This is a genomic window from Shewanella sp. GutDb-MelDb, from assembly GCF_002836075.1.
Classification (GTDB): Bacteria; Pseudomonadota; Gammaproteobacteria; order Enterobacterales; family Shewanellaceae; genus Shewanella.
In genome coordinates this window covers 1-19,202 of the sequence record NZ_PJBM01000121.1, presented here as the reverse complement: position 1 = coordinate 19,202, position 19,202 = coordinate 1, and the positions used below count along the sequence as shown (strand labels likewise).

Annotated in this window: 22 protein-coding genes; 12 read left to right on the top strand and 10 right to left on the bottom strand. The window is 42.9% G+C overall.

Features of this window, described 5'->3' with window-relative positions:
* Positions 1-242: 242 nt before the first annotated feature.
* From CXF82_RS03140 to CXF82_RS03125, 4 genes are all read right to left on the bottom strand, one after another.
* Positions 243-938 (bottom strand): TorF family putative porin, encoded by a 696-nt coding sequence (locus CXF82_RS03140; RefSeq protein WP_101089857.1) that lies wholly within the window; start codon positions 936-938, stop codon positions 243-245.
* A 257-nt stretch (positions 939-1,195) separates the two neighbouring features.
* Positions 1,196-1,468 (bottom strand): HU family DNA-binding protein, encoded by a 273-nt coding sequence (locus tag CXF82_RS03135; protein ID WP_020910742.1) that lies wholly within the window; start codon positions 1,466-1,468, stop codon positions 1,196-1,198.
* A 137-nt stretch (positions 1,469-1,605) separates the two neighbouring features.
* Positions 1,606-2,403, bottom strand: a complete 798-nt coding sequence (locus CXF82_RS03130; protein WP_101089858.1) for a response regulator — start codon at positions 2,401-2,403, stop codon at positions 1,606-1,608.
* A gap of 83 nt (positions 2,404-2,486) precedes the next feature.
* Positions 2,487-2,873, bottom strand: a complete 387-nt coding sequence (locus tag CXF82_RS03125) for a hypothetical protein (protein ID WP_102043639.1) — start codon at positions 2,871-2,873, stop codon at positions 2,487-2,489.
* Between the two features lie 180 nt (positions 2,874-3,053).
* Between CXF82_RS03125 and CXF82_RS03120 the strand changes: the two genes are divergently transcribed.
* Positions 3,054-3,563 carry a DUF4240 domain-containing protein gene (locus tag CXF82_RS03120; protein ID WP_101089860.1) on the top strand — a complete coding sequence of 170 codons (510 nt, stop codon included), beginning with the start codon at positions 3,054-3,056 and terminating at the stop codon, positions 3,561-3,563.
* Positions 3,564-3,704: 141 nt separating this feature from the next.
* On the opposite strand, the gene CXF82_RS03115 is transcribed toward CXF82_RS03120, so the two are convergent.
* Both CXF82_RS03115 and CXF82_RS03110 read right to left on the bottom strand, forming a co-directional pair.
* Positions 3,705-4,013 carry a hypothetical protein gene (locus tag CXF82_RS03115; protein ID WP_101089861.1) on the bottom strand — a complete coding sequence of 103 codons (309 nt, stop codon included), beginning with the start codon at positions 4,011-4,013 and terminating at the stop codon, positions 3,705-3,707.
* 287 nt (positions 4,014-4,300) lie between these two features.
* Positions 4,301-4,606: a hypothetical protein gene (locus CXF82_RS03110; RefSeq protein WP_101089862.1), complete on the bottom strand. Its 306-nt coding sequence runs from the start codon at positions 4,604-4,606 to the stop codon at positions 4,301-4,303.
* A gap of 258 nt (positions 4,607-4,864) precedes the next feature.
* Here CXF82_RS03110 and CXF82_RS03105 point away from each other — a divergent pair, with 258 nt between their 5' ends.
* On the top strand, positions 4,865-5,401 hold the full coding sequence (locus CXF82_RS03105) for a DUF3016 domain-containing protein (protein ID WP_101089863.1): 537 nt from the start codon (positions 4,865-4,867) through the stop codon (positions 5,399-5,401).
* A gap of 2 nt (positions 5,402-5,403) precedes the next feature.
* Here CXF82_RS03105 and CXF82_RS03100 read toward each other — a convergent pair whose 3' ends face one another.
* Positions 5,404-7,173: a GGDEF domain-containing protein gene (locus CXF82_RS03100; protein ID WP_102043638.1), complete on the bottom strand. Its 1,770-nt coding sequence runs from the start codon at positions 7,171-7,173 to the stop codon at positions 5,404-5,406.
* Between the two features lie 159 nt (positions 7,174-7,332).
* On the bottom strand, positions 7,333-7,644 hold the full coding sequence (locus CXF82_RS03095) for a prephenate dehydrogenase (RefSeq protein WP_101089865.1): 312 nt from the start codon (positions 7,642-7,644) through the stop codon (positions 7,333-7,335).
* 44 nt (positions 7,645-7,688) lie between these two features.
* On the opposite strand from CXF82_RS03095, the gene CXF82_RS03090 reads away from it, so the two are divergent.
* From CXF82_RS03090 to CXF82_RS03080, 3 genes are all read left to right on the top strand, one after another.
* Complete coding sequence (locus CXF82_RS03090; protein WP_101089866.1) at positions 7,689-8,573, top strand: TraB/GumN family protein; 885 nt, start codon at positions 7,689-7,691, stop codon at positions 8,571-8,573.
* A 131-nt stretch (positions 8,574-8,704) separates the two neighbouring features.
* Positions 8,705-9,538 (top strand): MaoC/PaaZ C-terminal domain-containing protein, encoded by an 834-nt coding sequence (locus CXF82_RS03085; protein ID WP_180961048.1) that lies wholly within the window; start codon positions 8,705-8,707, stop codon positions 9,536-9,538.
* Positions 9,539-9,888: 350 nt separating this feature from the next.
* A complete protein-coding gene (locus tag CXF82_RS03080) occupies positions 9,889-11,601 on the top strand; it encodes a formate--tetrahydrofolate ligase (RefSeq protein WP_102043637.1) in 1,713 nt (570 codons plus the stop codon).
* 96 nt (positions 11,602-11,697) lie between these two features.
* Here CXF82_RS03080 and CXF82_RS03075 read toward each other — a convergent pair whose 3' ends face one another.
* The gene (locus CXF82_RS03075) at positions 11,698-13,305 is read right to left on the bottom strand and encodes a mechanosensitive ion channel family protein (protein ID WP_101089869.1); all 1,608 of its coding nucleotides are present in this window, start codon (positions 13,303-13,305) and stop codon (positions 11,698-11,700) included.
* A gap of 223 nt (positions 13,306-13,528) precedes the next feature.
* Between CXF82_RS03075 and CXF82_RS03070 the strand changes: the two genes are divergently transcribed.
* Complete coding sequence (locus tag CXF82_RS03070) at positions 13,529-13,858, top strand: hypothetical protein (protein WP_102038869.1); 330 nt, start codon at positions 13,529-13,531, stop codon at positions 13,856-13,858.
* Positions 13,859-13,990: 132 nt separating this feature from the next.
* Here CXF82_RS03070 and CXF82_RS22525 read toward each other — a convergent pair whose 3' ends face one another.
* A complete protein-coding gene (locus CXF82_RS22525) occupies positions 13,991-14,116 on the bottom strand; it encodes a hypothetical protein (RefSeq protein WP_257982718.1) in 126 nt (41 codons plus the stop codon).
* A gap of 231 nt (positions 14,117-14,347) precedes the next feature.
* Between CXF82_RS22525 and CXF82_RS03065 the strand changes: the two genes are divergently transcribed.
* The 6 genes from CXF82_RS03065 to rraB all read left to right on the top strand — a co-directional run bounded on the left by CXF82_RS03065 (position 14,348) and on the right by rraB (position 19,072).
* The gene (locus tag CXF82_RS03065; protein WP_101089901.1) at positions 14,348-14,629 is read left to right on the top strand and encodes an ABC-type zinc uptake system zinc chaperone; all 282 of its coding nucleotides are present in this window, start codon (positions 14,348-14,350) and stop codon (positions 14,627-14,629) included.
* Between the two features lie 81 nt (positions 14,630-14,710).
* The gene (locus tag CXF82_RS03060) at positions 14,711-15,904 is read left to right on the top strand and encodes a hypothetical protein (RefSeq protein ID WP_101089871.1); all 1,194 of its coding nucleotides are present in this window, start codon (positions 14,711-14,713) and stop codon (positions 15,902-15,904) included.
* Positions 15,888-16,811 carry a metal ABC transporter solute-binding protein, Zn/Mn family gene (locus CXF82_RS03055; protein WP_180961159.1) on the top strand — a complete coding sequence of 308 codons (924 nt, stop codon included), beginning with the start codon at positions 15,888-15,890 and terminating at the stop codon, positions 16,809-16,811. Before CXF82_RS03060 ends, CXF82_RS03055 begins: the two co-directional genes overlap by 17 nt.
* Positions 16,812-16,893: 82 nt before the next feature.
* The gene (locus CXF82_RS03050; protein WP_101089872.1) at positions 16,894-17,694 is read left to right on the top strand and encodes a metal ABC transporter permease; all 801 of its coding nucleotides are present in this window, start codon (positions 16,894-16,896) and stop codon (positions 17,692-17,694) included.
* A 192-nt stretch (positions 17,695-17,886) separates the two neighbouring features.
* A complete protein-coding gene (locus CXF82_RS03045) occupies positions 17,887-18,615 on the top strand; it encodes a 1-acylglycerol-3-phosphate O-acyltransferase (protein ID WP_101089903.1) in 729 nt (242 codons plus the stop codon).
* A gap of 28 nt (positions 18,616-18,643) precedes the next feature.
* Complete coding sequence (rraB, locus tag CXF82_RS03040) at positions 18,644-19,072, top strand: ribonuclease E inhibitor RraB (protein WP_102043636.1); 429 nt, start codon at positions 18,644-18,646, stop codon at positions 19,070-19,072.
* Positions 19,073-19,202 lie beyond the last annotated feature (130 nt).

Sequence of the window (19,202 nt, the reverse complement as noted above, 5' to 3'; positions counted from 1 at the left end):
AAGAAGGAATTTAGCAGGCCATTAGACAAAAATATGCGATCTACGTAACAAAATTACAGTTTTATAAAACTAAAGCTATAAAACCCATTGGCGGAGAGTAATTACTGAAATTTAATAACCTAAACTAGAGATGGTATATGACGATTAATAATGCAAAGGGCCGATGACTTTCAGTCAGCGGCGTTTTTTGTGCAATGGTATCTGCACAGCAACGGCCGCCACTGAAAGATAATATTCGAATATTACAAATCGAAGCTATAGCTATACCCTAGCAGCACTTTAGCATCATCATCTGTTAAGTCAGTATCACTGACCATAAAAGAGACAGTACCAAAATCTGTGTCTTTACTGAGGGCAATCGAATAGTCAGCGTAGTTGTCGGTACTGTACCAAGCGGTAACGACATCACCTGTTGAGTAGCCATAGTGCGCTGCAATTGAGAGAGTATCTGAGATAGGGTAAGTTAATGTGGTTTGCACGTAACCCATGTCTTTTTCATCGAGTGTAGGGTCGCCAGTGACATCATTTCCCGCATTGACTACATGTGCGTAGCTTACTTCAATCCATTTCCAGCTAAGGGCCACTGTAGCTTCGCCAAAATCGATGCTGTCGTCAGCATCTGGGTAAGCATAATAGAGATAGCTGATGTCATAGCCAAACTCTTTGCCTATGCTGCCAGCAAAGCCGGCATAGAAATCAATCTCATAACTGGTCTCGTTACCAAAATCGACATTTGATGCCCATGTTCCGGCGTAGAAGCCGACTTCGTGGCTGTAATCAATGCCACCTTGAACGGCTACTGCATCATTGGTTTGGGTAACACCACGCCATAAGTAGTTAGAAGTGGCGCCAATATTGGCTTCTACTGCGGCGTTTGCCGATAGGCTCATTAGCGCTGTTGCAGTCACGGCTGCGGTATTGATAAGTAGCTTGTTCATTATCTTCCCCTATAAGTATTTTTATAATAGTCACAGGGGATATAGCAAAGACCAAGCCAGAAATTTTAATGTTATAAAACAGATGTTTATTTGTGCTGCTGTTGGTTTGTTCATTGGAATTGATTCAATCTAGGGCAGGTGGCACTGGATTAGTGCAAAGTTGAAGTGAAAAACGGTTGAACTTGCAGTCGTGGCCGATTAGCAGACATAAAAAAACCTCCTAATAGGAGGTTTTATATAAATCACAAGAGTTGTGATTAGTTAACGCTATCTTTAAGCGTTTTACCCGCTTTAAACTTAGGTACGGTAGCCGCAGGGATCTGGATTTCTTTGCCAGTCTGTGGGTTACGACCTGTGCGAGCAGCACGCTCTGATGTTTCAAAAGAGCCAAAACCAACAATAGAGATCTTTTCTCCATTCTTCATCGCTTCTGCAACAGTTTCTTCAAAAGATTTTAACGCACGTGCGGCTTCAGCTTTAGTGAGTTCCGCAGATTCAGCCATTTTTGCAACAAGTTCAGTCTTATTCATTTGAATCGTCTCTTCTTTCCGTAGATTTATTTATTAGTAGCGTTATGTAACATGCCACAAGCTTTTGCATTTGAAAAGAGCTTTAAGCCGATGAAATGACCTTTAAAGTCAAAAACAGGAAGGATTTCTCAATTTTTCTACTCCTCGAGCAGTTGATAGAGGATTCGTTTGACAACTTGAGGCTCAAAAGGCTTATCACAAAGTGCATTCACACCCGCTTGTGAAACGTTACTCAGGTGAGTTTCGTTAGCTTCAGATGACACCATCAGAATAGGAATATGAGATTGCTCACTATCGTTACGAATAAATTGGGTTAATGCTAAACCATCCACGGTGGGCATATTGTAATCAGTTATGACGAGATCAAACATCTGCTGCTGCAGTATTTCAATGGCTTCTTGGCCATCTTGAGCCTCCGTTATCATCCGTAAACCAAGATTGGTAATCGTGCGCTTAATGACGTTTCTTGCCATCTTGCTGTCATCGACGACGAGTACTCGCAGATCTTGTACATCAAAGTGGGTGAGGTCTAATTCGTCGTGGCTTAGTAGATCAATCGTGGCGTTGAGTGCTTTTCCTAGGTGGATTGAAGTAAACGGCTTAGGGAGAATAGCGACAACGCCTGACTGACGATAGCTTTCTAATTGCTCGCGGCGACACTCGCTTGAGACCAACATAAACTGAATATCACGAAATTGTTCTGATGATTTGAGTTGTTTTAGCAGATCTAGCGCGGTGCCATCTTCAAAGTGCATTGCACTGGCAACGAGATCTGGCTGGTGGCGCTTAATTATCCCCAGCGCTTGCTCAAGGTTGGTGGCTGTTTGGATCTGTTTCACACCCTCTTGCTCTAATCGGTTAACGATAATTTTACGTTGAGTATCTGAAGGCTCAACGAGCAGTATGGAGAGTTCACTAGGTTGTAAATCGCTCATAAATAGCTTTACCACTTGTTATTTTTATTTGTTATATGGTTGATTTTAAGCATTATAAAACGCTGCCGTTTATCGGTTTGAAACTATTTTTCTTGTTTAAAGTAACGCTTTGTTTTTTGACTAAAGGCGACCCAGTACTGGAAGCTCATGGCGATTAATGCAGAGATAACAATGGTACTAATAGGAATATTTCGTCCTTGGAAAACCACCTTCACATCTTCAGGTGTAATTTGATAAGCAATGATTGCGGCTGTAGCCAGTGCGAGCAGTGCCACTGTTTGAATCGCGAGGTATATTTTTAATAACACTACAGCCCAAAATTGACGTAGTACAAGCCCGTATAACACTGGAAACACACCAAGGGTGAACAAGTCGTATGTTTGTGTTGTTGCGGTGCGCCATAACGCGGCAAAGGCGACCAAGACATATATAGCCATTAAAATTGCCAGCATTGGGTGAGGTTTCTTCATTGGATACCTAATTATTGACGCATTAAGCGTCGTCGTGCTTGAGGGAGATAACGGTGAGTGTAAAAAAATCAGTGCAGCGAGTCCACACAATCGCTCATTTAGTTTTAATAGCCAAGCTTGGCTATTTTATCGGGTATTACGCTAGAATAGCGTTATACCATCGTATTTTTAGAGAGCACAATGACAGAGTCACAGTTTTGGGAACTGGTTACCCGTACATCTCCTCAGCAAAATCAAACGGATTTAGCTGAATCACTAAAGCAAAACCTGAGCCCTCTGAATAATGATGAGCTTCGTGATTTTGACAAGATCTTTGGCCAGCAAATGCGTCGTTCGTATTCGTGGTCAGTGTGGGGGGCGGCCTATATCATCACTGGATGTGATTCTGAGTATGCTTTTGCTGAGTTTCGCTGCTTTTTGATCTCACTGGGAAAACAGTGGTATGACACTGTTGTCGAGTCACCAGATGAGCTTGGTAAGTTACTTGATTGGCCTGAAAAAGATGGTTCAGCCTATCCTTTTCTCGATGAGTATGACTTGATAGCGGGTCAGCTCTATGAAGAGCGTGCTGATGATGAGCTTCCTTATGTGCCATCAGGGCAAGCTTCACCTGCGGGGAAGAAGTTTTCACATAAGAAAAAACAACTAAAAGCGAGCTATCCAATTCTTAGTGCTGCTTTTCCGTTTTAGTTTATCCTCAAATATCCTCGAAAGGCAGGATTCAGCTTATCGATAAGTGACAGAGTTCTATGTATGAAGTCGCTAGGGTGTATGGGGAGCTATAAACAACAAAAACGAGGCAATGCCTCGTTTTTGTTATATTAAGCTCGCTTACTCGACGCAGGCGCTTACTTCACTGTCGAAATCAAAACCGTGAGCCTCACAGGTCAACTCCATAAACTCTTCTTCTGAGTCGCTGACTTGGTCATCAAATTCAGCCTGAATTTTGTTATCTAACGCAATATCCGATTGAGCTTGCTGCTCTGCTAGGATCTCAAAGTGTCCATCCACTGCTGCTTGCTCCGCAGGGGTAAAGTCATTGGCATTTGCTTGGCCGATGAAGCTAAATGAGAGCAGCATTGCTGCAAAGAATGCCATACGGCCAGAAAATGGCAGTGTTGTAATGTTTGAGTAGTTCATATTGGACTCCAAATATTAATCAGTAACCAGTTTAGGAACCGTTGACTCTTAACGACGATTTATAGCCCGTCAGTTAAGAGGTTTTCCTCTGGGGATGCGTTTGCTTGATACGTATGTTAACGAATGCTTCATGTACCAAAGCTGAACAAAAAGTGAGCTAACGACTGGTTGTGTTGAGCTTTAGTTTTTATGAAATAAAAACAGTTGGTTACTGATGGAGTGTTTTTTGTATTTAATTTTTTAGTCTTATATGTTGAAAGTGTTTAGAGCGAACAAAACAACGCTAGTTACTCATTAGTCATTGTTTTACAATGAAATCCTTGTCGCATAGAGTCGAAGCTACAGTTAAGGCCGCATTCCCAAACAACATTATTGAGTTGCTCTGACTGCTGTTCTGAAAATGCCTTGCAGCTTGGGTAATCGTCGAAATCATCGGTTTTTTCATATTTACTTGAGTTATAGCCATTCTTATAAATGAAAGCGGACCAAGTTTCATAGGATGAAGTTTGCTCTGATTGATTGATGCTAATAATTGCCCAAGTTAAACCTGTCAGTAATAGGAGCACAAAAAGGACTGGAGCGAGTTTCTGCATGGCACGATTTCCAATTTATTAGATGGCGACTTATTTTAGACAGCATAATATTTAGCGCTAATAATGCAAATCCTGTTTACAGTTTGGTTAGCTTAAGCAAGTTTTGATGCAATTTGATGCAACCATTCGGCATTGAGTGTGGTCTACTAATATTATATAGGTTATATGTTAACCATTTCACATTAAGTCCTTATTCAGCTTAGGTCGTTTATGATTGTGAAATAGAGCATTCTCCTTTGTTCAACCGTAGAGGTAAATATGAATTTAAAACACATACTCGTTGCTGGACTATTACTATCAGGTTCAATGTTATCAGGTTCAACATGGGCTGATGAAGCCGTTGAAAACCCTATAACAGAAAGTGGTATTGTTAAAGTTGAGTGGCAAGATCCAAAAAGTTTTCGCGATGTTAAGGCTAGCGGTGATATTCAATCCCGTTTTGAAAACCGTACGTTTGAAGCGCTAACTAAAAATTTAAACAAAGAAGCGGCTAAGATTTTAAAGCCGAATCAAAAGCTTGAAATGGTCGTTACTGACTTAGATTTAGCGGGTGATGTCAGACCGACGTTTGGCGCCACTACCAACGATTTACGTGTGGTTAAAGATATTTACCCACCTCGTATCACCTTTAGTTATAAAGTGACTGAAGGCGAACATGTCATTATAGTTGGCGATGAAAAATTAACCGACCTTGGCTTTATGCACTCTATTCATAAGGCTAATAATAAAACTAATCGGTATGAAAATGCGTTACTCACATCGTGGCTAAAAGAGACTATTAAGCCAAAAATTTAAACTTAAAGCCGTGCTGACAGCGCGGTCACGTTAAGCACCTTTTCCTTGTGCAATTGAAATAGACTAAATAAGCCACTGGCTTGTTTAGCCTGTTTCTTTGCTAGAGCACTATAAACAGACAGTTGGTGTTCATTGCAATTTGAGGTGACTAGCGGTGGTAAAACGCCTGCCGTTAATGCGATTAAGCCGTGATAACAAGTAACACCTTCTCTGTCATCTGCCAGCATCCGTTTATCCTGCCAATGCTCATCGGAGTAAAATAGTGACTTCACGGCTTCAAAGTCACTAATAATGGTGAGTGCTTGCTGCTGAATATCATCGCAGGTGCTAATGATGACGAAGTCGTCCCCACCAATGTGGCCGATAAAATTATCGCTGCTTCGTTGACGTTGTAATAATCGTGATACCTCCATAATGACCTCGTCTCCACGACAAAAGCCGTAAATATCGTTATAAGGTTTAAAATGAGATAGGTCAAAATATGCAAGGTAGAACGGTTTATGTTGCTGTTTTAAGCGTTGTAACTCCTGTTGAATTGGAATATTCCCTGGCAACCCTGTCAGAGGGTTTGCATGACGAGCGACGGTAATTTTTTGCTCCGTGATCTGTGCCAAGAGATCTTTAGTATGACCAATCCCCAATAGCCGCCCTTGTTTTAATACAATAAACTGTTGCGCTACAAGCCCAGTTGACTCTGACGTTAGACGTTGACTGACTTGAGATAAAGGCTGGTGAGCTTCAATCTGAATCACATCGGTATCGAGAATGTCATCAACGGGTTGGTGTTCATGTAGTGATCGACCGTAAGGCGTACTAAACAGTTCTATAACGTGAGATCGAGCGATCAATCCAATCACTCGTTGTTGGTCGACTACGACAATGGCTTGTAAAGCGGGTTGCTGATTAAACTGTTCGCCGATAAGTTTTAGCTTAGTGCCGGACTGGCAAGTAATCGCACTGCAGCTGAGGCTTTCTGCCGACTCTGCAAACCGAATATGGTAAGGGATGGGCTCAATGTTATCTTTGAGGGTGATGCTTCGATTTGGCGATGCTTCTGGTCGACCCAGTAGGTAGCCTTGACAGTAGATAATGCCCAACTGTTTTAATACCGCGAGCTCTTTTTCTGTTTCAATACCTTCTGCAATGACTTTACAGCTTAGATTTTGGCATAGATTGACAATAGAGCGCACGAACTCTTGTTTAACCGGAGATGAGTCAATTGAATCAATAAAGTGCCTATCAATTTTGACGTAATCTGGTGCAAGCTCTGACCATAGTCTCAGACCTGAATATCCTGCTCCAAGATCATCAATGGCAGTGAGAAACCCTTGGCTACGGTAATGGTTTAAGCAAGATTTGAGCAGATCGATATCATCGGCAGGATACTGCTCTGAGAGCTCAATGACCACTTGAGAAGGATGGATCCCCAATTCTTGCACCAAGCTTAATGTGAGACCTTTAGCATGATTGGGTTCCAGTAAGGCTTTAGGTGAAATATTGATGAACAACTTGCCTGATAGCGCAATATTCTTGAATTGTTGGATGGAGATCCGTCGGCAAAGGCTTTCAAGTTCAGATAAACGCCCTTCGTGAGCCGCTGTTTTAAATAGTGGTACAGGAGAGTAGAGCGGGCTATGTTCGGGTCCACGACTTAGCGCTTCGAAACCATGAACTTGATACGTTGAGATATTACATATGGGCTGAAAAACAGCTTTGATTTTCTCTCGATCGATGATCTTAGCGAGTTCACTTTTTAGATCAATAGCGGTCATGTGTTCTACTCAATATTTAAGAAGTAGAAGATTGTATGACGCTTGGATGACATTAAGATGTCAAAAATCAATCCATTAACATTTTTTCACGCTTTCACTTACCTTAATGGCTATAAGGTAAGCGTCGGTTTTATTAATGGATCGACTGGCCCCGCAAGGCTATTTGGTATTGGCTTTAAAAGTCTGCATCGTTTGCAATAATAAGCCAAGCTTACGGACGTAGCTTTCTAATCCAGTCGCCATGGTGTCAGGTTCGTGGCTCATCGCGTCCATTTCAGCAGCAAGTTCGGTTACATAAGGCTGAAAGCGATTGCTACTGGTAGAAAATCCCTCGTCCTTAGTGAAAATAGTATTAAACTTAACGTGGCCTGCTTTTTTGAGCCCATCGAGTCTTGTATCTGCATCGATAGCTTGTCGGTAGGCGGTTTGCAAACTGGCTTTTAGTTGCTCGATAACCTGTGTGTGTGGCATAACAGCCTCTCATTTTAAAATTTGCTGAATTATAAGGGGCAAGTATGTTGGCAACAAGTATTCAGAAAGGTTTATTATCGATAGTTGGCATGTGTTGTGTCGTTGCAGCCCAAATAGCCAGCGCTGCGCCAACGGATAAACCGCCTTTCTACCAAGTTTCTTATCAAGGTAAAACCGCCTATCTACTGGGCTCTATCCATATTGGTAAAGCTGATTTTTATCCATTAGCGGATCAAATTGAACAGGCATTTTCGACATCAAAAGCGATTGTCGTAGAAGCAGATGTTCGCGATGCTAACGTTGCAGCATTATTACAAAGATATGGCGCTAAACAGTTACCGATTGATGATAAAACCAAAGGCGTATTAGCCAGTTATTGTAAAGATAAAGCCAACTTATGTGCCGCTTTAAGCAGCTATGCACCCTGGTTACAATCAATGCAACTGAGTGTGGGGCGCTACACTGCTCTGGGATATAGCGCACTTTATGGCGTGGACTCAGTGTTAGTTGCTCAAGCAGATCATAGACCTGTATATGAGCTCGAAAGCACCGAGTTTCAGTTTGAGTTGCTATCATCTTTTAGTCCTGAGACGCAGTGGGAGATGGTACGCGAAGCAATAGAAGCACCAGATGAAGATATGCTAAAACTTATTTCGGCGTGGCGCCGTGGCGATGAAACTGAGCTGGCAGATTTAATGGAAGGAGAGATGCTCCGCGAAGGCAATACTGAAATGGTAGAGAAGATGCTGTGGGACCGTAATAAGGGGATGGCTAATAAAATCGAGGAACTGATGACATCAGCCTCAACTAAGCAACCTTTATTCATTATTGTTGGTGCCGGACACTTAGTGGGGAGTCGGAGTGTACAGTCCTACTTGGAGCCTATTGGCGTGAGCAGTAAAAACTGTTGGCAAACCACCTGTACTTAAGGCGATTGCTCATCACTATTATCGGCTTTTTCTGTTTTAGGGTATAATCTGCGGATCGTTTATTTTTTGTCTGTGTTTTAATGTAAGGTTTGATTAGTTTGACTGAAGAATACTGTATTGATTTAAAGGCTATGCCATCGCTGTTTTCGCTGTATCGAAAGATATTTTTTGGGCGCAAACCTGGTTGGGATGAACAGCCGCTGCCTATGATTAAAGTAAGCAGTCCAAATGTGGCATTGTCCGCAGAAAAAGTTGAGCAGTATGCCAAGGTATGCGGTTTTGATTTTGATGGTCAAACGTTACCGCCGACTTATTTGTATGTAATGGCGTTTAGATTACATGCAATGATTTTCACTCATGACGCAATCACATTTCCTTTGCTTGGTATGCTCCATTTAAAGAACAGCATCACCTTATATCGTCCAACAACGGTTGCTGAAAGCTATGATATTGAATGTTCATTAACGACCAGCCAAATGACCGACTCTGGCTTGGAGTTTGAATTGGTATCAAAAGCGTTTGTTGCTGGCGAGTTAGTCTGGGAGTCACTCTCAACCTACCTATATCGCATCGAAGGTAAGACTAAGCGAATGCGCCCACCCAGAGCCAGTGATATCAACTGGGATACAGCTCAAGCATGGAGCTTAAGTGAAGACTTGGGCCGCCGTTACGCCAAAGCATCAGGCGACTATAATCTTATCCATCTGCATCCAGTATTGTCTAAACGCTTTGGGTTTGATCGTGTTTTAGCGCATGGTATGTGGTCTAAAGGGCGCTGTATTGCAGAAGTAATGCCTGAAATCGTGGCTAAACCTTGCAAGATAGATGTTGCCTTTAAATTACCCTTGTTTATGCCTGGTAACGTCAGCTTTGCGGCGGAACAAAAACAAGATAGTTTGATATTTGAGCTAAGAGATCAAAAAGGACGACGTCCGCATTTGACCGGTGAAATCACCTTTTTATAAAGCATTGGTCATGATGAAAAGGCGCTGTATTGCGCCTTTTTCGATCTAAATCCTAACGATTCCGAATGCTTTTTTCAGCACTCCGGTAGAAAAGTGGAACAAGGTAATAATTGAGATAATGGTGATTCCAATTTAGATTGTAATGCTATTCGCCAAAAGCCTACGACAAATTGTGATAGTTGAAAATCGCTATTTTGCATGGTCTATTTCTGTCATCTGGTGATGATTTTATTGATGTAGATTACAAAAAGCTAAAATAGCATTCGCTCACTATTCAACCTCGGTTTCAGATCCTCTATATTGCACTCGTGACTCTACCTTATTTTAAACAAAACAGTGGATACCTACGAATGCTGTCAGATATACAAATTTCTAGTGAGCATACCTGCAAACCGATTGCAGATATCGCCGCTAAACTCGGCATTATCGACTCTGAACTGTCCCTCTATGGCGCTAACAAAGCCAAAGTTTCCCTCACCGTTGCCCACCGCTTGGCTGATAAACCAAATGCCAAACTTGTGATCGTCACGGCAGTAACACCTACGCCTTTTGGTGAAGGAAAAACAGTAACCACTATTGGTTTGACGCAGGCGATGAATGCCATTGGGATAAAAACCTGCGGCTGTATACGCCAGCCAAGCATGGGACCAGTATTTGGTATTAAGGGCGGGGCTGCAGGAGGCGGCTACGCGCAAGTGGTGCCAATGGAGGAGCTGAATTTACACCTTACTGGCGATATACATGCAGTGAGCAGTGCGCATAATCTCGCTGCAGCGGCTATTGATGCTCGTCTATTCCATGAAACAAGGCTGGGCGCTGATGCATTTACCCAAGAATCTGGCTTAACAGCGCTCAATATTGATGTTAAAAACATTCTTTGGCGCAGAGTGGTTGATCATAATGAGCGTAGCTTAAGGCAGATTGCAGTCGGTCTTGGCGCGGTCAATGGCCCTGTACATGAGTCAGGTTTTGATATTACTGCTGCATCGGAGTTAATGGCGATTCTAGCATTGAGCAAAGACCTTCAGGATCTCCGGCAAAGAGTGGGGCGGCTAGTGCTGGCACTCGATCTAGAAGCAAATCCGATTACTGCAGAGGATATCGGTGTGGCAGGCGCCATGACTGTGATAATGAGAGATGCGATTAAGCCAACATTGATGCAGACGCTCTCTGGCGATCCTTGTTTTATTCACGCGGGTCCTTTTGCCAATATTGCCCACGGTAACTCTTCGATTATTGCCGATGAATTGGCAGCAAGATTGGCTGACGTGGTGATAACGGAAGCTGGTTTTGGCTCTGATATGGGCTTTGAGAAGTTCAGTAATATCAAAGTCAGAGAATCTGGCTATAAACCGTCAGCAGCTGTGGTTGTGGTCACGCTAAAAGCGCTTAAGGCCAATAGCGGTATTGAATCGGATATCGCGATAGACCAACCTGACTTGCTCCGTCTAAAAGCTGGTTTTGCCAATTTAGAATGGCATATTAATAATGTGCATCAATACGGTACACCTGTAGTGGTCGCTATTAACCGTTTCCCAACGGATACCGCCGCAGAGCTTGATTGGCTAAAAGCACAAGTGAGCCACACCCGTGCCTTTGGCTGTGAGATAAGTGATGCTTTTGCTCGCGGCTCTGAAGGCGGCGTTAAGTTAGCGAAGGTGGTTTACGCTGCCACCCAAGTAGAATCTGAATTTAAATGCTTATACCAAGCGGAAGATAGCTTAGAGGCTAAACTGATGACGTTAGCTGAAGTGGGATATGGTGCGGCGAGTGTTGCTATGTCTGATAAGGCCAAACAGCAATTGGCTTGGCTAGGTAAACATGGCTATAGCCATTTGCCTGTTTGTATTGCTAAAACGCCGATGTCTATCAGTCATGACGCTAGTTTAAAGGGGGTTCCTACAGGTTTTGAACTGCCTATCAATGAACTCAGGCTTAATGCGGGAGCGGGCTTTATAACGGCTTTAGTGGGGAAGGTGATGACGATGCCGGGCTTGGGGATTCGCCCTGGTTACTTAAATATCGATATCGATAGCAATGATGAGATTATCGGCTTAGCTTAAGTGACAGCGGATCTTCATCGTTAGTATTTATGGAGCTATTTTAATTTAAAAGCCCCGCCAGCAAACGCTGGTGGGGCTTTTAGCTAATACAGCAATTTAGGTTTCTTGGTAGATATGGACATCGCGTTGTGGGAACGGAATACTAATCCCTTCAGCGTCAAAGCGCATTTTGACTTCACGGGTGATATCCCAATAAACATCCCAGTAATCAATAGGCTTAACCCATGGGCGTACAATAAAGTCGACCGAAGACTCACCTAAGGTGTGTAGCTTTATCATCGGCTCAGGGCTTTTCAACACTTTAGGATGCGACATCATGACATCGTTTAAGACTTTTTCAGCATGTTCAATGCTGTCTTTATAACCGATGCCAAACGTTAAGTCGACTCGACGTACTTGCTCAACAGTGATGTTGTTAATGGTATCGCCCCAAATTTTATTATTGGGGATGATTAACCTTTGGTTATCTAACGTTTTGATGGTGGTTGAAACCAGACTCATATGGCTGACTCGCCCGGTGACGCCAGCGGCATTAATGAGGTCATCAACATCAAAAGGACGGTAGATTAAGATCATCATGCCTGAAGCAAAGTTAGATAGGGTGTCTTGCAGTGCAAAACCAATAATCACACCGGCAATACCGAAACCTGCTAGCAGCGGCGCCAGCTCAAACCCGAGTTGTGACAGGCCAATCAATAAGCCTAATGCAAAGACCACTTTTCCCACCATAGAGATAAAAAAGTCTTGCAGTAGGTAACTAAATTTAAGCTTAGAGTTACTCACTGTTTTTTGTACGATGCGCTTAGCAATTTTCCCGACCAAGCTCGATAGAAACAAGATTAAGCTAAAAATGAGAAGTTTGAACACCACACTGGCGCCATTTTCTAAGGCCTGATTTTTGGCAATCGACATCCACTCACTCAGTAGGCTGCTTGCCACATCTAAGTTGAGTACATCTTGAGTGATATCGCCAGATATACTGAACAAAGTTTGCTTATATATAGCGGTATCTTCACCGAGTTCATCTAAAAGCTCGATGGCAGTCGATAAACTGGTAGAGCTTTGAGCAAGACGCTCCTTTAGTTCGACAACCACGGCAGTTTGTTCACTGGTCGCGTCTTTACCTGCCACCGTTACATCTGTGACAGCTTGCGTTAATCGCGACTGGTTATAGTGTACAAAGCTATCGAGATCATCAGCCCGGCTCTCTAATGCTTTGATGAACCTTTGATTTTGGACTTCAACATCAACGCCTGCCATTGTTGCCCAGGCCAATAGTTCCTTTTCTGCAACGTAAAGCTTGTCTTGTTCGCGTTGGATCTGTACCAATTTCAGCATGATTTCACGGTCATTATCCGCGCCAACTTGACCCATCAAGGTTTCTCTTTGAGTCTTAAAATAGTCTTCAACTTGATTGGTAAAAGCGAGTTGTTTGACAATATATGGCTTTAGTACATCTAACTTTGCGGGTGTATCTTCAATCTGCTGCTTCAGTTTTTCCTGTAACAAGGTTGCATTACGACTGATGCGATATTCAATAAATGATTTTATTTCTCCCTTGGTGCCCGTTAATACTTTTACATCACTATCAATAGCGCTTTGGATCTTGTTTAGCTCAATCGTGAGTGGCTCATCATTTGCCGAAGCGATAGAGGAGAATAAGCATAAGCCGATAAAGAGTAGCTGGGTAAGCAATCTATGCATTTTTGGATATCCATTAGTTCCCTGAAGTAACTATATTATTACTCAGATTTAACAGTGTCGATTTGTTATTTAGATTTTATAATGACTTTGGGCAATAAAAGGTCTGACTAAGGCCCAAACCTGTTAGAATTGGCGGCCAGTTTTGGGCCGTAAAGCGCCAGTTTCTGGGGTGTGCTCGTCATACGACAACCTTAACTAACTAATTATATAGAGAGAAGCGCCTGTGATATGTGCACATTGTTCTAAGCCTTTCGCCATAGATAAAATCGTTAACCAAAGAGGAAAGGGCTTAAATGGTGAGATCCAGTGTCCGCTTTGCGACGCTTGGTTGGGTAAAAGTGCACCCATGGCTCGCGTTAAAATGGCGAGTTTTTATATTGGGTTTATGGCAATAGTGTGGGGATATTTTGATGAGACTATGCGGACGATCTGTATCCCAGTGACAATATTTGCAGTGATGTTACTGTTGGTAAGCCATATGATGGATCATATGAAAGTCACCGAAGCGCCAGAGAGAGTTGATGACAGCGAAGAAAGGCAGAAATACCGATAAATTCTGATGACTCAATGCCATCAGAATAGAGGCTTATTGAGCAGCGAGTTACATTTCAGCTCATTCAAGTTTTCATTCGAAAATCAATCCCAAATTTAACTTGAATGTTAACGAAATAGCCCGTTGACAGCGTTAGTCGATGACTTGAACTTGTGCTTCAAGTGCGGCTTCTACGTAGTAAATACCGCCAAGTACCACACCAAAAAATAACGCTGTCATAATAATGAATTTTAAGTTTGAGCGAAGAAGTTCAAGCATGATGTTGGCGCCTTATTAGTAAATAAACTCTTAATTCATATCTCTATGAATTAATGCTAGTGCTGAAATCTTAGCCCTATCAGCTTAAAACAGTATTAATTGTCATTCAAGTTTTAGTGATATTCATCACAAACACTTTGTAACGCTTTCACTTTAGGGAGTACTTGACTTCAATCTTGAACCACCTACACTTGGCTGGTTTTTTAAAACAAGGTTAACACTTTGATTCAACTGAGTAGAGCGAAGCAGAAACTGGTAATAGGGCTTATTGCCGTATTCCTGTGCCTGTCATTTGCAGCGTCCGCTCATGATCTGAGTCACTTGGATGATGGCGCTAAAAACCATTGTACTCTGTGTTATCACCAACACCACATCAACAAACTGCTGCCTAGCTTTGAGTTTAATATTGCGGTAGAACGCCAGTTCGTTGAGAGCCAAGAGTATATCCTTCCAATATTTAACTCGCGCCATGTGAGTTTTTTCAATAGCCGTGCCCCCCCCGTTACTGTCTAAGCAATTCGATAAAAATCAATTACTAAATTAAATAAGTATTCCCTATGGGAAGGCTTTGCTTAGCTGTATTTCGGAGAACTAATGACTATTTCAACTATGCGCCTAACTGGCGTAGCTGCTGCGTGCGCAATTTTTTCTATTAACGCTTTTGCTGAAGATTCAAGCTTAACCAACCCTGCCATTAGTGCGGTATTAGATGGCTACTATCAAAGTGCTGAACGCCCAATGAGCGAGCGTGTCGAGGGTTTTGGGTTGGGCCACACTGAAGTGGCAATGAGTGCCAATATTGATGATATGTTTTACGGTAAGTTAACTGCAGTGATAGAGATGCATGACGGTGAAACTGAACTAGGCCTTGAAGAGGCATTCATTCAAACAATGGCGATGCCTTACGGCCTTTCAATGAGGGCGGGACGTTTCTTATCCGACATTGGTTATCTTAACAATCAGCATGTGCATACTGATGCTTTTTCTGATCGGCCGGCGGCATATCGTGCATTTTTAGGCAGCCATTATTTCGATGATGGTGTGCGACTAAGCTATGTTGCACCAACGGATCTTTATTGGACTATGGGCGTCGAAGCGTTCAAAGGTGACAATATGCGCGCTGCTGACGAACATAACGAGCGCGATTACAAGTCAACAGGGGTTTATACCGCATTTACTAAGATTGGTGGTGATGCTGGTATTAATGGTTCATGGCAGGCGGGTTTGAGTTATTTACGTAATGAAAATGGTCGCATGACTGCCGAGGAGCATGATGATCATGCTGCAGTTCAAGATGAGCATGATCATAGCCATAGTGCGCAGTACACCGGTGAGAATACCTACGTAGCAGACTTTGTTTACAAGTGGGCACCGAATGGGAATTATAAATACCAACACCTCACTTTGAGTGGTGAATATTTCCGAGTGACTGACTTTAAGCCGCTTGAAGAACATCATGATGAGCATGACGATGATGGTCATGATGATTCTGGTACGGATTATCAAGACGGTTGGTACTTAAGCAGTGTTTATCAGTTCTCCCCTAAGTGGTCTGCAGGTTTACGTTATGGCCAAGTCGACACTCAGATGATGCATGATGATCATTTTGATCCACAAAAGTTGAAAGAAACTGAGGTGAGCCTTGCATGGCACCAAAGCCATTTCTCAACAGTGCGTCTGCAATATACCAATCAACAAGGCACTAACTTCGATGGAATAGAAGACGATAACGTTATCACTCTTCAATATATTATGACTCTGGGGGCTCACGGTGCGCATCAATTCTAAGCAGTTCTTACCTAAAGTATTAAAAACACTTACCTTAGCTGTAACGCTAGGTTTTATCAGCAATGCACAAGCAGAATTTAATATTTTTGCCTGTGAACCTGAGTATGCAGCCCTGGCGAAAGAGCTAGCGCCTGATGCACGGATCTATTCGGCCACCACGGCGATGCAAGATCCTCATCAAGTGCAAGCCAGACCGAGCCTGATTGCTAAAATGCGTCAAGCAGATCTCGCCATTTGTGCGGGGGCGGATCTTGAAATTGGCTGGCTGCCGATGCTGCAGATGAAGTCGGCAAACGCTAAGGTACGTTCTACCGATCAAGGGCTGTTTTTTGCTGCAGAGCAAATAGACACTGTGGATCAAATGAAATCGGTTGATCGCTCAATGGGTGATGTTCACGCCAAGGGCAATCCACATCTGCACTTTGACCCAAAACGCTTGCTGGGTGTTGCTGAGGCATTGACACAAAAGTTGATCCAACTTGATCCAGACTCCACCGCGCAATATCAGGCTAACTTAGCCAGTTTTAGCCAACGTTGGAATGACGCAATTCCTCGCTGGGAAGAGAAGGCAAAGCCACTGAATGGTAAAAAGATTATTGCTTACCATTCAAGCTTTAAATATCTGTTTAACTGGTTAGGGTTGGAGCAGGTTGCTGATCTTGAACCAAAGCCTGGGATCCCACCCAGTAGCTCACATCTAGCGAGTCTACTTACCCGCGCTAAGCAGGGTGATATTATGGCAGTCATTATCGCGTCATATCAAAGTGAACGTGGTGCGGATTGGTTGGGTGAACGTGCTGATTTACCGGTTATTGTGCTGCCGATGTCAGTAGGTGGAAATGAGCAAAGTGTTGATCTGTTTAGCCTGTACGATAGTGCGATAGACTTATTACTCGCCGCTAAATAGCCACAGTCCAAGAGTAAAGCAAGTGAACGCGATATATTGCGTTCACTTGCTTTTTAAATGACGTTAACCAGAGTAAATACCGATGTTTGATCTGGATCTTTTATCTATTTTGTTCCCCGCATTTGTTGCGGGGATACTCGTTTTGTCTACCCATGTGGTACTAGGACAACAAGTGCTAAAACGTGGGATCATCTTTATTGATCTTGCTATTGCACAGGTCGCTGCATTAGGTGCCATCGTGGGCCATCTCAACCATGATATTGAAGCCTTACCTTTCTCCAATGTGTGGATGCCCGCATTATTTGCCATTGCGGGTGCGGGCTTTATCGCTTGGTTATCTAAACGGATGGCAGATGAACTGGAGGCGATTATTGGTTGTTTCTATGTATTAGCTGCCGTGGCTGCGATGCTGCTATTATCGAATGACCCTCACGGGGCTGAAATGCTAAAGCAGTTGATGTCAGGGCAAATACTATGGGTGAGCTGGAGTCAATTGTTTCTGCCTGCCAGTATATATGCAGCTATTCTTCTATTATTGGCTTTTAAACCTAAAATTCTTGCTGGGCGAGGTTTCTATCTGATATTTGCGGTAGTCATTACCCTGTCAGTCGAGCTGGTAGGCGTCTATTTAGTGTTTAGCTCTCTGATATTACCCGCGCTGGCGGTTAATCATTATGCTGGGCGTTTTAAGCTCGGCTGGGCTTATGTGGTCGGCTTGTTCGGTTATGTTGCAGGCTTAGTATTATCCGCCTCATTTGATTTGCCAAGCGGTGCGGCCATCGTGGCGACGTTAGCCGTCAGCGCTATTTGCTTTAGATTAGTACTGCTTCTACGGAAAAAATATTGGCCTGCAAAGGCTGGTTTAGTTGAGGTCAGACCTTAACGCTACACTCTATAGGCTATTATCCGCGATGATTAAATATGCGCTAGATTAAAGTTCGCTTAAGTTGGGTGCGCTAAAGTAGCCTAAGTCTGGTGCTGTATAGCCTAGGTTCAGGCTACATGTGTAAACTAAATATTGAGTCGTTAGTACTTGCTGGCTATACTGGCGCCAATTAAATCGCGGGAGATTGTAGTGCTGTTAATCCTTAGGTGTTTGATTTTATCTGTCATGCTTGTTTTAGCCTTTATTATTGGTGGATTAGCGTGCGTTTTACGACCACGTCACCGTGATAATGTGCATATGTTCGCTAAGATTTTTTCTTGGGCTGCACCCGTGTTGGGCATTAAAGTTATTACGCGCAAGTCTAAATGTGAAAGCGATGAGCCTCGTGTGTTTCTAGCTAATCATCAAAACAATTTCGATATGTTTACCCATACTGCGATGGTACCTAAAGGTACGGTGAGTTTAGGTAAAAAGAGTCTCGCGTGGATGCCGTTGTTTGGTCAAATCTACTGGCTATCAGGTAATATTTTGATTGATCGTAAAAATCGCAGCAAGGCGTTTGATACCATGGCAGCGACAGCGAGAAAAATCAAAGAGAAGTGCTTGTCAGTATGGATATTCCCTGAAGGAACACGTTCTCGTGGCAAGGGGTTGCTGCCTTTTAAAGCTGGTGCTTTTTATACGGCGATTGCGGCTGGCGTGCCTATGGTGCCTGTACTGGCGTCTAATCAAAGTCATATCAAACTGAATCGTTGGAATAATGGCATTGTTATTATTGAGATGATGGAGCCTATCGAAACCAAGAGTTTTGATAAAACACAAGTTAAAGAGCTGTCTAAGCGGATCCATATCTTGATGTCCGAAAAATTGTCACAGTTGAACCAAGAAGCTTCTGCATTAATGACTAAAGCGGTATAATCTTCGCGAAATTTTTGAGGAGTAACTGATGTCTATTGAACGCCTGTTAAACGAACAGAAAGCAGAGAACCGTGAAATCGTTGAAGCAATACTTGCTGACGGTTCATTACCTGATGCCGATTACACGATTGAGCATCACTTCTCATCGACCAATTTTGATCGCTTGGAAAAAGCGGCAGTAGAAGCCTTTAAGCTTGGCTTTGAAGTGAACGATGCTGAAGAGATGGAGCTGGATGACGGTTCTGTGATTATCTGCTTTGATGCCGTCGCTTCACACCAGCTCGATGTTGAGTTACTCGATACCGCTTGTGAGAAGTTAATTCAGTTAGCGGCAAAACAAAAAGTTGATTATGACGGATGGGGCACTTACTTCATTGATGAAGATGGCGAAGTCCGTGATGAAGAAGATGAAGATGAAGAAGACGACGAAGACGAAGACGAAGATAAGCTGCATTAAGCTTTACTGATTTTAGTCCACATCTGATACAAAAATGCCCATCAATGATGGGCATTTTTGTATCTAAATCTTGATTAACTTAGCAGGTGTTGGTGAATAACACAGGAGTTTTTTCCTGCCCCTTTTGCTT